Source organism: Seonamhaeicola sp. ABD4_340, from assembly GCF_056312135.1.
This window is the reverse complement of sequence record NZ_CM149981.1, coordinates 1696776-1711817: the sequence shown is the minus strand read 5'-3', so window position 1 is coordinate 1711817 and position 15042 is coordinate 1696776. Positions and strand designations below refer to the sequence as shown.

The 15042-nt window shown below is 32.0% G+C and carries 12 protein-coding genes; 6 read left to right on the top strand and 6 right to left on the bottom strand.

All coding sequences use genetic code 11. The features are described from left to right. Nucleotides 1-14: 14 nt before the first annotated feature. Nucleotides 15-2627, bottom strand: a complete 2613-nt coding sequence (gene mutS, locus ACYX4H_RS07395) for a DNA mismatch repair protein MutS (RefSeq protein ID WP_476238553.1) — start codon at nt 2625-2627, stop codon at nt 15-17. A 193-nt stretch (nt 2628-2820) separates the two neighbouring features. Here mutS and ACYX4H_RS07390 point away from each other — a divergent pair, with 193 nt between their 5' ends. After that, a complete protein-coding gene (locus ACYX4H_RS07390) occupies nt 2821-3360 on the top strand; it encodes an RNA methyltransferase (RefSeq protein WP_476238552.1) in 540 nt (179 codons plus the stop codon). On the opposite strand, the gene ACYX4H_RS07385 is transcribed toward ACYX4H_RS07390, so the two are convergent. After that, nucleotides 3357-4652: a hypothetical protein gene (locus ACYX4H_RS07385; protein WP_476238551.1), complete on the bottom strand. Its 1296-nt coding sequence runs from the start codon at nt 4650-4652 to the stop codon at nt 3357-3359. The genes ACYX4H_RS07390 and ACYX4H_RS07385 overlap by 4 nt on opposite strands. Before the next feature lie 229 nt (nt 4653-4881). Here ACYX4H_RS07385 and ACYX4H_RS07380 point away from each other — a divergent pair, with 229 nt between their 5' ends. Continuing rightward, the gene (locus tag ACYX4H_RS07380; RefSeq protein WP_476238550.1) at nt 4882-5496 is read left to right on the top strand and encodes a class I SAM-dependent methyltransferase; all 615 of its coding nucleotides are present in this window, start codon (nt 4882-4884) and stop codon (nt 5494-5496) included. Between the two features lie 4 nt (nt 5497-5500). On the opposite strand, the gene folK is transcribed toward ACYX4H_RS07380, so the two are convergent. Beyond that, nucleotides 5501-6631, bottom strand: a complete 1131-nt coding sequence (gene folK, locus ACYX4H_RS07375) for a 2-amino-4-hydroxy-6-hydroxymethyldihydropteridine diphosphokinase (protein ID WP_476238549.1) — start codon at nt 6629-6631, stop codon at nt 5501-5503. 70 nt (nt 6632-6701) lie between these two features. Here folK and ACYX4H_RS07370 point away from each other — a divergent pair, with 70 nt between their 5' ends. The 3 genes from ACYX4H_RS07370 (at nt 6702) to rpsU (ending at nt 10418) form a co-directional block, all read left to right on the top strand. Then, nucleotides 6702-7406 (top strand): queuosine precursor transporter, encoded by a 705-nt coding sequence (locus tag ACYX4H_RS07370; RefSeq protein WP_476238548.1) that lies wholly within the window; start codon nt 6702-6704, stop codon nt 7404-7406. 86 nt (nt 7407-7492) lie between these two features. After that, nucleotides 7493-10123 carry an AsmA family protein gene (locus ACYX4H_RS07365; RefSeq protein WP_476238547.1) on the top strand — a complete coding sequence of 877 codons (2631 nt, stop codon included), beginning with the start codon at nt 7493-7495 and terminating at the stop codon, nt 10121-10123. Between the two features lie 100 nt (nt 10124-10223). After that, the gene (gene rpsU, locus ACYX4H_RS07360) at nt 10224-10418 is read left to right on the top strand and encodes a 30S ribosomal protein S21 (protein WP_475294681.1); all 195 of its coding nucleotides are present in this window, start codon (nt 10224-10226) and stop codon (nt 10416-10418) included. 51 nt (nt 10419-10469) lie between these two features. Here the strand turns inward: rpsU and ACYX4H_RS07355 are convergent, their stop codons facing one another. Next, complete coding sequence (locus ACYX4H_RS07355) at nt 10470-11261, bottom strand: DUF2797 domain-containing protein (RefSeq protein ID WP_475294682.1); 792 nt, start codon at nt 11259-11261, stop codon at nt 10470-10472. Nucleotides 11262-11303: 42 nt separating this feature from the next. Here ACYX4H_RS07355 and ACYX4H_RS07350 point away from each other — a divergent pair, with 42 nt between their 5' ends. Then, nucleotides 11304-12818 carry a GH3 auxin-responsive promoter family protein gene (locus ACYX4H_RS07350; RefSeq protein ID WP_475294683.1) on the top strand — a complete coding sequence of 505 codons (1515 nt, stop codon included), beginning with the start codon at nt 11304-11306 and terminating at the stop codon, nt 12816-12818. Between the two features lie 240 nt (nt 12819-13058). Here the strand turns inward: ACYX4H_RS07350 and clpX are convergent, their stop codons facing one another. After that, the gene (clpX, locus tag ACYX4H_RS07345) at nt 13059-14291 is read right to left on the bottom strand and encodes an ATP-dependent Clp protease ATP-binding subunit ClpX (protein WP_476238545.1); all 1233 of its coding nucleotides are present in this window, start codon (nt 14289-14291) and stop codon (nt 13059-13061) included. Between the two features lie 74 nt (nt 14292-14365). Beyond that, the gene (gene clpP, locus ACYX4H_RS07340; RefSeq protein ID WP_475294685.1) at nt 14366-15040 is read right to left on the bottom strand and encodes an ATP-dependent Clp endopeptidase proteolytic subunit ClpP; all 675 of its coding nucleotides are present in this window, start codon (nt 15038-15040) and stop codon (nt 14366-14368) included. Nucleotides 15041-15042: the final 2 nt, after the last annotated feature.

Sequence of the window (15042 nt, the reverse complement as noted above, 5' to 3'; positions counted from 1 at the left end):
AAATGAAAAATATTTTAAGCTTGCTTTTTCTTTACTAGCATACGCTTAATTTCATTTAGTTTCATTAGCGCTTCTACGGGCGTAAGTGTATCAATATCAGTGTGCAAAATTTCATCTTTAATATTTTCCAAAAGTGGGTCATCTAAATTAAAAAAACTTAGCTGCATATCGTTTTCTACTGTTTTAACTTTATCTGTAAGTTCTTCACTAGAATGTGATTGTTCTAATTTCTTTAAAATTTTATTGGCTTTATGTAGTACTTGTTGTGGCATACCTGCCATTTTAGCTACATGAATACCAAAACTATGCGCGCTACCACCCTTAACTAACTTTCTTAAAAACAACACATTGTCTTCCAACTCTTTTACTGATACATTGAAGTTTTTTATACGCTCAAAAGTATCTGTCATTTCATTAAGCTCATGGTAATGGGTTGCAAATAATGTTTTTGCTTTTGCCGGGTGCTCATGCAAATATTCGCTAATTGCCCATGCTATTGATATACCGTCATACGTACTTGTACCACGCCCAATTTCATCTAAAAGCACTAAACTCCTTTCAGACATGTTATTTAAAATAGAGGCAGTTTCATTCATTTCAACCATAAAGGTAGATTCTCCCATAGAAATATTATCACTAGCACCAACACGGGTAAATATTTTATCAATAACACCAATTCTTGCGGCATCGGCAGGTACAAAACTTCCTATTTGGGCTAGCAATACTATTAGTGCTGTTTGCCTTAAAATAGCCGATTTACCAGACATATTTGGTCCTGTAATCATGATAATTTGTTGCCCGGTTCTATCTAAAAAAACATCGTTAGCTATATATGTTTCACCTAAAGGCAATTGTTTTTCAATAACAGGATGACGCCCATTTTTTATTTCTAAATCAAATGATTCATCAATTGTTGGGTATATGTAATTATTATCATTTGCTAATTGTGCAAACCCACAAAGGCAATCTAACTGGCCAATTAAATGGGCGTTTTGTTGAACTGCTTTTATGTATTGCCCCATCCAAACCACTAAATCGGCAAATAACTGCTGTTCTATGGCTTGTATTTTATCTTCGGCGCCTAAAATTTTGGCTTCATATTCTTTAAGCTCTTCTGTAATGTAGCGCTCTGCATTTACTAAGGTTTGTTTTCTAATCCACTCTTCAGGCACTTTATCTTTGTGAGTATTACGCACTTCAATATAATACCCAAAAACGTTGTTTGATGCTATTTTAAGTGATGGTATGCCTGTACGTTCACTTTCGCGTTGTAGCATATCATCTAAATATTTTTTTCCTGATTGAGACAAACCTCTTAACTCATCTAATTCTGAAGAAAAACCAGCAGCAATGGCATTGCCTTTAAGCACATTTACGGGTGCATCTTCGTTTAAGGTTTCTTTAATTTTATTTCTAAGAATATCGCAACTTTGAAGATTTTCGCCTATAATTTTTAAAGACTCGTTACTGCTATTTGATGCCAACGCCTTAATGGGAACAATAGCTTCTAGTGAATTTTTAAGTTGAATAACCTCACGCGGATTAACCTTTGCCGTTGCTATTTTTGATATTAAGCGCTCTAAATCGCCTATATGCTTTATATGATGTTGTATTTTTTGATGTATCTGCACATTTTTGGCTAAAAAACTAACAACCTCATGGCGCTGTTTTATTTTGTCAATTTTTTTTAATGGCAATGCCAACCAACGTTTTAGCATACGCCCGCCCATGGCAGAAATAGTTTTATCAATTACCTGAAGTAATGTTACCGCATTATTGTTTGTTGAATGGTATAGCTCTAAATTTCTAATAGTGAATTTATCCATCCACACGTAATCATCTTCGGCAATTCTTGAAATAGATGTTATATGCTGTAATTTATGGTGTTGGGTTTCACCTAAATAATGTAAAATAGATCCTGCTGCAATGATTCCTTCATGTAAATCTTCAACACCGTAGCCTTTTAGTGTTTTAGTATTAAAATGTTTTATTAAAGTTTCATAAGCATAATCGGTTTGGTATACCCAATCTTCAAGATAAAATGTATGAAAATCTGTTCCAAAAGTTTCATTAAACAAACTACGTTTTTGTTTAGAAACCAACACTTCGCTTGGGCTAAAGTTTTGCAGTAATTTATCAATATATTCTGCATTGCCTTGCGAGGTTAAAAATTCGCCCGTAGAAATATCTAAAAATGATATGCCAATATATTTTTTATCAAAATACACTGAACATAAAAAATTGTTTGATTTTGATACTAAAACCTCATCATTTAGAGCAACACCTGGTGTAACCAACTCAGTAACACCGCGCTTTACAATGGTTTTTGTTTGTTTTGGATCTTCTAACTGGTCACAAATAGCAACACGCTCGCCCGCTTTTACCAATTTAGGCAAATAGGTGTTTAATGAGTGGTGCGGAAACCCTGCCAACTCAGTCTCGCTTTCACTACCAGCGCCTCGTTTGGTTAAAATAATACCCAAAATACCTGCGGTTTTCACAGCATCTTCACCAAAGGTTTCATAAAAATCGCCCACACGAAACAACAATAACGCATCAGGATACTTTGCTTTTATAGCATTGTACTGTTTCATTAACGGGGTTTCTTTTTTTGCTTTTTTCGCCATAACTAATCTATCGCCTTTTTAGGCGTGCTTCTACCAATGGTAAAGTAATTTTTTAATATTATTTTTGTGAAAATTGTAGCATGCAATGTACTATTAATTTCAGGGTTATTGAAGTTGATATAACACAAGTTATTTACAATTGCTTACAGATTTTCAACAATATAACAACGCCATGTTTAAAGAAGATATTTAAATGCGAAAATTAAAAAATAACGAACTAGATAGATTAAGTGTAGATGCTTTTAAAAACGCAAAAAAAACACCAATTATAATTGTTTTAGATAATATACGAAGCTTAAACAATATAGGATCTGTTTTTAGAACCAGTGATGCTTTTTTAGTTGAAAAAATTTACTTGTGTGGCATTACAGCTACACCGCCCAATAAAGACATACATAAAACTGCCTTAGGAAGCACAGAAACAGTTACTTGGGAATATGCTGAAAACACCATTGATGTAATTAACAAATTAAAAACCGAAAACACAAAAGTTTGCGCCATTGAGCAGGCTGAAAACGCCACCATGTTAAATAATTTTAACATTGAAGCTAACACAAAATATGCACTTGTTTTTGGCAACGAGGTTAAAGGTGTACAACAAAGTATTGTAAACCAAAGTGATGTTGTTATTGAAATACCTCAATTTGGCACAAAACACTCTTTAAATATATCTGTAAGTTGTGGCGTTGTTGTTTGGGATATTTTTACAAAGCTAAAACTAGCTAATGCTTAGTTTTTTCGCATTGCAATTATTTTTTCTATGCGCAATCTGTAATCTGGTTTATTGCCAGCAATTTTAATAAACGTTTCGGAATGCACGCCTTTAGAGTATAAGTTTTGGTATATTGGGTTGCCATACCAGTTTTCTAAATCTTCATTGTTTTCATTGTAACCTTGGTAAATATTACCCATACATTTATTAAAATATGAGTTTACAAATTGTATTTTTTCTAGATTAGATGTGTTCAATTTGATATTTTCATCTAAAATGGCAGCTTTACTAAAACCCGACACAACACTATTTTCAATTTTAAAGCGGGTGTTTACGCCAACGTAAATAGCTTCTCGTATTAAACCAGATTTCAAATCAGAATCAAGATCCTTAGTATCTGTTAACACCGTCATGTTTTTAGCCACAACTTGTGTTTCAACATCACTTAAAATGGCTTCTTTATTTTTATCAAAAGAAAGCACGTTTATACATCGTGCCACATTGTATCCCGAAATATATGGCGATCTTACAGCTAAAGAATTACTAATATTAACTTGTGCTCCTGTATTAAAATTAAAATCACTTCCTTTTGATTTATACGATACCATTTGAGCCATATTAATGTTACCACCAACCATATTAATTGCATTAGCTCCAGAAAAACTTACCATAACGTTTTCAACCTGCGTATTACCACCTACAGCAGCAAGAGTTAAAGCGTTTGATGATTTAGCTTGTTTTGTTTTTTTACCAGCATACTCAATTCTAACATACTTTAAAACTCCAGAATTACTACTGTTGTTTTCACCACCAAAAAGTGTTTTAGCATAATTAGCAGCATTAATACTTGGGTAATAACCAACTGCAGAACCTTTACCTAATCTATTTGTTAAAGCATTGCCAAGTATAATTATGCCGCCCCAATCTCCAGCTTTTTTAAAACTTCTACTAGATGTAAAAACTATAGGGTCTGTTACTTCACCTTCTGCCATAATTTTAGCACCCTGCGTAATTGTTAGTGTAGCTTTAGAATCTGCGTCTCCTAAAATTACAGTGCCAGGTTCAATAGTTAATGTTGCATTGTTTGTTACAAACACGTTACCGCTTAATAAGTACACATTTCTTTTTGTTAAAGTCATGTCTTCGGCAATATCTCCTGTAAGTATAAAATTTGGCTCGCTGTAGTTAATATTTTTTGGGTTGAACTCTGCCCAATAATCTAGCCAATTATCATCGCCAATAATACCGCGCTCTTGCTGAGCAAACATTAAGACATAAAAAAGTAATAGAAAGTAGGTTAATTTAGTTTTCATTTTATATTGTATTTTGATTTGGTTTTATACGTAGCTGATAAACAACCACATGAAGATACAATCAATTTTTATGCCATTTTTAAAAACATCATTAAAAACCACCTTACAAAAACAGCCAAAACCCCTGTTAAATAAATACTTTCACTTTTTTTATTGAAATACTATATTTGCACTATTACAATATATTTTGAAGCGCAAAAACAAAAAACCATGGCCTACAAAAGCGGCTATGACTCAAATTTACAACCAACATCTTTGGGGTGGTAATAATTTTGATTTTTATTCTGGTGAAGGCTCACACTTGCCTGAAATTATAATGCCTTATTTAGAAAGTGTATCGTCCTTTTTAAAAAGTTTTAAAATACCTTTAACTGTGTGCGATTTAGGATGTGGCGATTTTAACATTGGTAAAAATTTAGTAAAATACACTAAAACATATGTTGCTATAGACATTGTTGAAGCACTTATTAAGCGCAACAAACAAATTTTTAATACTGAAAATTTAGAGTTTTATTGTTTAGATATTTCAAAGGAAACGCTCCCAGAAGTAGATTGTGTTATTTTAAGACAGGTTTTACAACATCTAACAAATGATGAAATTTCAAATATTTGCAAACAGTTAAAAAACTATAAATACATTATACTTACTGAACATTTACCTATTGGCAACTTCTGCCCCAACATTAATATTATTTCTGGCCAAGGCATAAGAATTAAGCATAATAGTGGCGTAGATATTTTACAACATCCTTTTAATTTTAAGGCAAAAAAACAAACAATTTTAAATAACTATTTTTTAAAAGAAAACAAAGGAAAAATAACAACGTTTCTTTTAGAAACATAAACACTTAGGCGCCACAAATTTCCTGTAATAGCCATAAATAATCGGCTCTGTTTTTCACAAAATCAATATTTGAAATATCAATAACTTTAGTATTAAAATCTGTTTGCGTTTTTAAAAACTCTAAATAACCCTCGTTTATTTTTTCTAAATAATTATTTTCAATACTTTGCTCATAACTTCTCCCCCTTTTTTTAATGTTTTGTTGCAAGCGCTCGGTATTTTGGTATAAATACACATACAACTCGGGTTTTGCAATGTCTTTGTACATTAAATAGAAAAGTTTTCGGTATAGTTTAAACTCATCATTTTGAAGTGTTATTTTTGAAAATATTAACGATTTAAACACATCATAATCACTTACAATAAAATCTTTAAACAAATCTAACTGCGATAAATCATCACTTATTTGCTGGTATCTATCTGCAAGAAAAGACATTTCTAACGGAAATGCATACCGCACCGCATCTTTATAAAATTTGGGCAGAAAGGGATTATCGGCAAACCGTTCTAAAATTAATTTAGCATTAAAATCTTGCGCTATCATAGTAGCTAAACTTGTTTTACCTGCACCAATATTACCTTCAATAGCAATGTAATTAAGTTTTGAAAAATTATAGTTTTTACGTGGGTTTTTTAACCAAATTTGAATAGGCTCTAACACTGATTCATCTTTACAAACCTGCAGCAAATGCGCTATATCTTTACCAAAAACAGGATGCTTTACTTGTGATGCCACATCATGTAAAGGTTGCAATACAAATTTTCGTTTTTGCATTTCGGGGTGAGGCACTTGTAGCGTTTTGGTATCAATAACCTGATTTTCAGCTAAAACAATATCTAAATCTATAACGCGTGCCTCATAACCTGTTGTTTTTTTACGCAAGCGCCCCATTGTTGTTTCAATGGCTAACAATTTTTTTAGCACTTTGTTAGGGGTAAAATAACTTTGCAACACCAAACAAGCGTTTAAAAAATCGTCACTTTCAAAACCAAATGCTGCCGATTTATACACCTTTGAAATAATTTTAATTGTACCAACTTGCTCATGTATGCTATTAACCGCAGTTTGTAAATTCTTAAGTTTGTCTCCTTTGTTGCTTCCTAAGGCTATATAAAATGTAGTGGGTTGCTTCATAGAAAAAGCAAAATAAAAAAAAGTAAATGGTTTATTTTACATTTGCAAAAGGTATTTATTCACAATGCACATGAAACTTGAAAACAAACTAGCCGCCCAACGTATATACATGCTTTTGGGGGCGCTTTTTATCACATCATTAGTAGTATCAAACTTAATATTTCAAAAATTTTTTTACTGGTATCCGGTTGACATTGAGGTTTTTGGTAGCAAACTTTTTGAAATTTCAGTAGGCATTTTACCCTACCCAATAACCTTTTTAATAACCGATTTAATAAGCGAAATTTACGGCAAAAAACGAGCCAACCAAGTAGTTATTACTGGTATTTTCGCCTCTTTTTTCTCGTTGTTAATAGTGTACGCCTCTAGTTTAGTACCTGCCACACCGTGGTCTCCGGTAAATGATGATATGTTTAACACTGTTTTTGGCAATACCATTTTAGCCGTTTTTGCTAGTATGATGGCTTATTTATTTGCGCAGTTTGTTGATATTCAAATTTACCATTTTTGGAAACAACTCACTAAAGGCAAACACTTATGGTTACGCAATAATTTTTCAACATGGTTATCACAATTTGTAGACACCTTTACAGTTGTTGGCCTACTTTGTATTTTTAATATAATTGCTTGGGATAAATTTTTAGGCCTTTTATTTAGCGGCTTTTTATTTAAAGTAGTGGTTGCTGCTTTTGATACGCCTTTTATGTATTTAGGCGTGTATTTATTTAGAAAACGCTTTAATTTAAAGGTAAACGAAGAAATAGATTTCATGTAAAAAAACATTAAATTTATATTAAACTTTCTTAAAAATTCAACCAAACAGCAACGTCTTCCGTATATTTAATAAAAAGAATTTTCTGTATGAAGAAAGCCTTAAAAATTGCCGGCATAATTACACTTATTATTATTGCGTTGCTAATTGCATTGCCTTTTGCTTTTCAATCGCAAATAGCAGAAATAGTTAAACGCTACATTAACCAAAACCTAAATGCTAATGTAGAATTTAGCAGTGTTAACCTTAGTTTTATTAAAGATTTTCCGCAGGCACACGTATCTGTAAACGACTTGGTTATTACAAATTTTGAACCTTTTAAAGACGAAACTCTAGCCACCGTTAAAAGCATTGCGTTTTCAATGCCTATTAATGAAGTGTTTAAAAAAACTGCAGACGCACCAATTACGGTAAACGCATTTAATATTGATGAGGCCCTTTTAACACTAAAAACCGATAAATTTGGAAATACAAATTATGATATTGTAAAAGAAAGCGAAAATATTCCGGCGCAAGACGAAGAATCAGATAGTTTCTCATTCAGCATTGAAAACTATAGCATTAACAATAGTGCGTTAACGTATATTGATGAAGCTTCAAATATGCACATTCACTTATCTGAATTAAGCCATAAAGGTAATGGCGTTTTTTCTGCTGAAACTTCAGAATTAAATACCACCAGCGAAGCCAATATTAGTTTTAAAATGGATAGCACCAACTACCTAGAAAATAATTCACTAAAACTAGATGCTATTATTGGTTTAGATTTAAACAATAGCATTTACACTTTTAAAAACAACAAAGGCTACATTAACAAACTACCTTTAGAATTTCATGGGTCTGTGCAACAAAAAGAAACTGGGCAGCTTATTAATATTACCTTTGAAAACCCAGAGTCTTCTTTCAAAAACTTTTTAGCCGTTATGCCCAAAGCATACACGCAAAACTTAGACAATATTACAACCACTGGCGATTTTAAAATTAAAGGAAAAATACAAGGCTTAAGCACCGATGAAACCATACCTAATTTAGATATTAACATATCATCAAACAACGCTTCATTTAAATACCCTAATTTACCCAAAAGTGTTGAGCAAATTGCCATTAACACAAGTATTAAAAATACAACAGGCAATGTTGATGACACCTATATTGATATTGATAAATTAAACTTTAAAATAGATGAAGATGTTTTTAAAGCATCGGCAAGCCTAAAAAACATTACCAAAAACATGTTGGTTAATGCAAATGTTAATGGTAAACTAAATTTAGGCAATATAACCAAAGTTTACCCTGTTGAATTTGATAAAACACTTAGCGGAATTTTAGAAGCTAAACTTAACACCGTTTTTGATATGAATGCCATTGAAACCAATGCCTATGAGCGCATTAAAAACAATGGTTCGGCAAGTATAAAAGATTTTGTGTTTTCTTCAGAAGATATTGTAAACCCAATTCATATTTCAACAGCCAACATAACATTTAATCCGGGCACCGTTTTATTAAACAATTTTGATGCAAAAACTGGCGATAGTGATTTAAGCGCTACAGGTAAAATTGAAAACTTATTAGGTTTTTTACTTAGTAATAATACTTTAAAAGGAAACTTTAATGTAAACGCAAACCTTTTTAAAGTGAGTGATTTTATGACTGAAGATACCACGACTGAAACCAACAACAAAACAACAAGCAGTGAAGAATCATTAAAAATTCCTGCGTTTTTAGATTGTACCATAAATGCCAATGCCAAAACCGTAGTGTATGATAATTTAAATTTAAAAAATGTTACCGGTTCATTAGTTATTAAAGATCAGCAAGCCACTTTAAAAGATGTTACATCTAGCTTATTTAATGGCTCTATTGCGTTAATTGGTAATGTTTCAACAAAAGAAAAAACACCTACATTCGATTTAAATTTAGGTATTGACGGTTTTGATATTGCTCAATCTTTCACCAACATGGAGCTACTTCAAAACCTTGCTCCTATTGCCAAATTACTTCAAGGTAAATTAAATTCTACCTTACATTTTAAAGGTAATTTAAATGAAGAATTTACGCCCGAATTATCTAGTATTTCAGGATCTGCATTGGCAGAACTATTAAGCACAAAAGTTAACGCCAATAAAGGCCAATTGTTTAATGCTTTAGAAAGCCACTTAAATTTTATCGATTTTGAAAAATTAAATTTAAAAGACATTAAAACAAAACTAGAATTTGCCAATGGTGGCGTTAGTGTAAAACCATTTAATTTAAATTATGAAGATATTTCAATAACTGTTTCTGGCGATCATAAATTTGATAAAACCCTAAACTACAATGCTGTTTTTAACATTCCTGCCAAATATTTAGGTAGCGAAGTAAACCAATTAATTGGCAAAATAAATACTGATGATGTTAAAAACATAACCATACCTGTAACTGCCAATATTGGCGGTAGTTACACATCTCCAACAGTAAAAACCGATTTAAAATCGGCCATTACCAACCTTACCAAACAATTAGTAGAAATTGAAAAACAAAAACTATTAAACAAAGGCAAAGACAAAGTAACCGATTTATTAGGCGGACTTTTGGGTAGCAAAACCAAAACAGACACAACAAAAACTACTAAAGCACAAGACTCTAGCGCCACAACAACACCCAAACCAACTATTGAAGAAAGCGTTAAAAATGTTTTAGGTGGTTTACTTAAAAGAAAGAAAAAAGACACTGTAAATTAAAAGATATTAAATAATATTAGGTTATTACATTAAAAAGTTTACATTGTACCCTGCGCAAAAGGAAAAACCTATACTGCGGTAACAACTCAAAAACATATTAATGTTAAAAATTATTATTAAAGAAGGTGAAAATATAGAGCGTGCATTAAAACGCTACAAAAGAAAACACCGTAACGTTAAAGTAATGCAGAATTTAAGAGACGGTCAATTTTTCACAAAACCATCTGTAAAAAGACGTCGTGAAATACAAAAGGCCGCTTATATTCAAAATTTAAGAGACCAAGAAGAAGTTTAAAATGCTTCGTGAAGACAATTAAAAGTTCGTGATAAAAAACACGAACTTTTTTTATACCGTAATTTTAACTACCAAGCCTTCATTGGCCCTAACATTAAAAACGGTTTCATCTTCAAAAATTAAATATTGTCCTTTTACACCAACAAGTTTACCTGTGTAAGTTTGTGCTTTTATAATGTTTAAACTTTTGGGTTTTTCTGGGTATTTAAACACCGGAAATTCTATGTTTGTCTCGGTATTTGTTTCTATAAAATAATCTTTAGCCTCATCAGGAATTAAGTCTTTTAACTTTTCGCGCCATTCAACCAAATTTTCATCTTCAATATCATTTTTAAGCATTTTTCGCCAATTGGTTTTATCTGCAACATGCTCTTTTAAAGCCACCTCTGTAATTCCTGCTAAATAACGGTTTGGTACTTCAACAATTTCAATAGCTTCGTGCGCACCTTGGTCTATCCAACGTGTTGGCACTTGGTTTTTTCGGGTTACACCCACTTTTACATTACTTGAATTTGCTAAATACACAATATGTGGTTGTAGTTGCGCCTTTTTTTCATAGGCTAAATCACGATCTTCAATACCTAAATGCGCTTTACTTAACTCGGGCCTCATAATCCAATCTGCTGCTTGTGGCACTTCAAAAAAGCATTGTTTATCAAAACCCTGGCGGTAAATTGGCTTATCTAAACCACAGTTTAAGCACTGATACTTAACAAACTGCATAGTAATTGTTTTGTTAAGCAGTTGGTTTATGTTTATAAAATCGTTTTCAAAAACTAAATAGTATTGAATTGGATTTGAAAACTCTGTTGCCATTTTTGTTAAAACACCTTGGTAGAACATGAAAAAAAATATTATTTTTAAAAAAATAAAGATAGAATAAATATGCCAATTCCTTTAGTTAATTCTATTGCTTCGTGGTTTCTTAAGAAACGTTTTCATCAAATTGAATTGTTCTTAAAATACCCAAATGAAGTACAAAACGAGTTACTTTTAAACCTTTTAAATATTGCAAAAGATACCGAAATTGGCAAACAATACGATTTTGCTTCAATTAAAAACTACAAAACCTTTGCAGAACGTATTCCTATAAAAAATTATGATGGTTGGCAAGATGTTATTGAACGATCTAGACGCGGTGAAAACAACTTATTTTGGCCTACACCTATTAAATGGTTTGCAAAATCTAGTGGAACAACCAGAGCTAAAAGCAAATTTATTCCTGTAAGCACAGAGTCTTTAGAAGACTGCCACTATGCAGCCAGTAAAGATTTATTGTGTATGTATTTAAACAATAACGAAGGCTCTCAACTATTTACAGGTAAAAGTTTACGCCTTGGTGGCAGCAAAGAATTATATAAAGAAAACGGCACAGCGTTTGGAGATTTATCGGCCATTTTAATTGACAATATGCCATTTTGGGCTGAATTTAGTAGTACTCCAAGCAATAAAGTTTCGTTAATGAGCAATTGGGAACACAAAATGCAGGCTATTGTTGATGAAACCATTAATGAAAATGTTACTAGTTTAGCTGGCGTGCCTTCATGGATGCTTGTGCTACTCAACAATGTTTTAGAAACCACAGGCAAACATAGCTTATTTGATGTATGGCCTAATTTAGAAGTATATTTTCATGGTGGTGTTAGTTTTACTCCTTACAAAGACCAGTACAAAAAACTACTTCCTAAAAAAGATTTTAAATATTATGAAATTTATAATGCTTCGGAAGGTTTTTTTGCTATTCAAGACCAGAATAACTCAAGTGAATTATTACTAATGTTAGATTACGGTATTTTTTACGAGTTTGTACCCATGGATATTTATGCTACTTCTGAAGAAAAAGCCATACCACTTAGCCAAGTTGAGCTAAATAAAAACTACGCAGTTATTATAACAACCAACGCTGGTTTATGGCGTTATAAAATTGGTGATACCGTAAGGTTTACATCACTAAACCCTTACCGGGTTAAAATATCTGGACGTACAAAACACCATATAAATGTTTTTGGCGAAGAACTTATTATTGAAAATGCAGAACAGGCTCTTAAAAAAGTTTGTAAACGCACAAAAGCTGAAATAGTAGATTTTACGGCAGCTCCTATTTTTATGGAAGGTAAAGAAAAAGGGGCTCATGAATGGCTTATTGAATTTAAAACACCACCAACTGATTTTGATTATTTTAGTGAGCTTTTTGACAATGCTTTAAAAGCCTTAAACTCTGATTATGAAGCAAAACGCTACAACAACATTACACTTAACAAGCCTAAAATAAATATTGCGCGTAAGCAACTTTTTCATGATTGGCTTAAGGTAAATAACAAATTAGGCGGACAACATAAAGTACCACGACTTTCTAACACTAGAGATTACATGGATGAACTTTTAAAATTGAACGTTTAAAGTTTCATCGTTTAAATACCTGTTAAAATACTACCATTTAAGTTTTTAAACGAGTATTTGGTCTAATCATCTAAAAGGAGTAATCATAGTTTTGTACGCAAAGCACTTAAACATATATTTACAATAAATAAGCAAAAAACTAGGATTTAGTTCCATAATGTTTCTTATTAATTAAAACATCCATATAATAAAAAAACCACGCAATTTGCGTGGTTTTTTTTCGTTTAAAAACTACTTTTTTTAAGAAACAGCTTTAAGCTTTTTTAATGTAGTTTTTGTTAATTTATCTTCGGCATAAGCTTTTGTTACATTAAGTTTCTTTTCATTTAAACTTGGTAACTCAAACATAGCATCGGTTAATATTTCTTCACAAAGTGAGCGTAAACCTCTAGCGCCTAATTTATATTCTATGGCTTTATTTACAATGAATTCTAAAGCTCCATCAGTAATAGAAAAATCTATTTCATCCATTTCAAACAGTTTTTTATACTGTTTTATAATAGCGTTTTTAGGCTCTGTTAGAATGGCTCTTAGTGTTTTAGCATCTAAAGGATCCATGTGTGTAAGTACTGGTAAACGCCCAATAATTTCGGGTATTAAGCCAAAATCTTTTAAATCTTTTGGAATAATATATTGCAACAAGTTGTTGTTATCAATTACATCATCAGATTTTGATGCGCTATAACCAACAGCTTGCATGTTTAGGCGTTTTGTAATAACACGCTCTATACCATCAAAAGCGCCACCTGCAATAAATAAAATATTTTCAGTGTTAACTTCAATAAACTTTTGATCGGGGTGTTTGCGACCTCCTTTTGGTGGTACGTTAACTACGGTTCCTTCTAAAAGTTTTAATAAAGCTTGTTGTACACCTTCACCTGAAACATCACGTGTTATGGATGGGTTATCGCTTTTACGAGCAATTTTATCAATTTCATCAATAAAAACAATACCTTTTTGTGCTTTTTCTAGGTTATAATCTGCCGCTTGTAATAAGCGTGTTAAAATGCTTTCAACATCTTCACCTACATAACCAGCTTCAGTTAAAACAGTAGCATCAACAATAGCTAGAGGCACATTTAACATTCTTGCAATGGTTTTGGCCATTAATGTTTTACCTGTACCTGTTTGACCAACCATAATGATATTTGATTTTTGAATATCAATATCGTCTTGTGTTGGTGTTTGCAACAAACGCTTGTAATGATTATAAACTGCCACAGCCATTACTTTTTTAGTAGTGTCTTGCCCAATTATATACTCATCTAAAAACGATTTTATTTGTTGAGGCTTACGTAGTTTTAATTCTGCTGATAAATCGTTGCTTTCATTTTGTTTAGATTCTTCTAACACAATACCATGTGCTTGCTCTATACATCTGTCACAAATATGAGCATCTAAACCAGCTATTAATAAGTTGGTTTCAGATTTTTTTCTACCACAAAATGAACATTCTAACTCTTCTTTTGCCATTAATCAATCTTGGTTTTGATAAAATTCAATTGTAAACATTTAACTTACAATAAATTAAAGTTACTAATTTTATTTTAATCTCTTGTTAAAATTTCGTCAATCATACCGTATTCTTTAGCTTTATCAGCTTTCATCCAGTAATCTCTATCACTATCTTGGTATACTTTGTCGTAATCTTGCCCTGAATGCTTACTAATAATTTTATAAAGCTCTTCTTTTAGTATTAAAATTTCTCTAGCTGTTATTTCAATATCACTAGCTTGCCCTTGCGCACCGCCAAGTGGTTGGTGAATCATTACTCTAGAGTGCGGTAAACCACTACGTTTACCCTTTTCACCTGCGCATAATAATACAGCGCCCATTGATGCTGCCATACCAGTACATATGGTTGCTACATCTGGCTTAATAAACTGCATAGTATCATAAATACCTAAGCCCGCATAAACACTACCTCCTGGAGAGTTTATGTAAATTTGAATATCTTTATTAGGGTCTGTACTTTCTAAAAATAATAATTGTGCTTGAATGATGTTTGCTACTTGATCATTTATAGCGGTTCCCATAAAGATAATTCTATCCATCATTAAACGCGAAAACACATCAAAAATAGCGATGTTCATTTGGCGTTCTTCAATTATATTGGGTGTTAAATTGGTTGGGTACATACTACTCATTATTTTATTGTAATACGTACTGCTAATACCTTGATCTTTTATTGCGAATTTTTCAAATTCTTTTGCGTAATCCATAG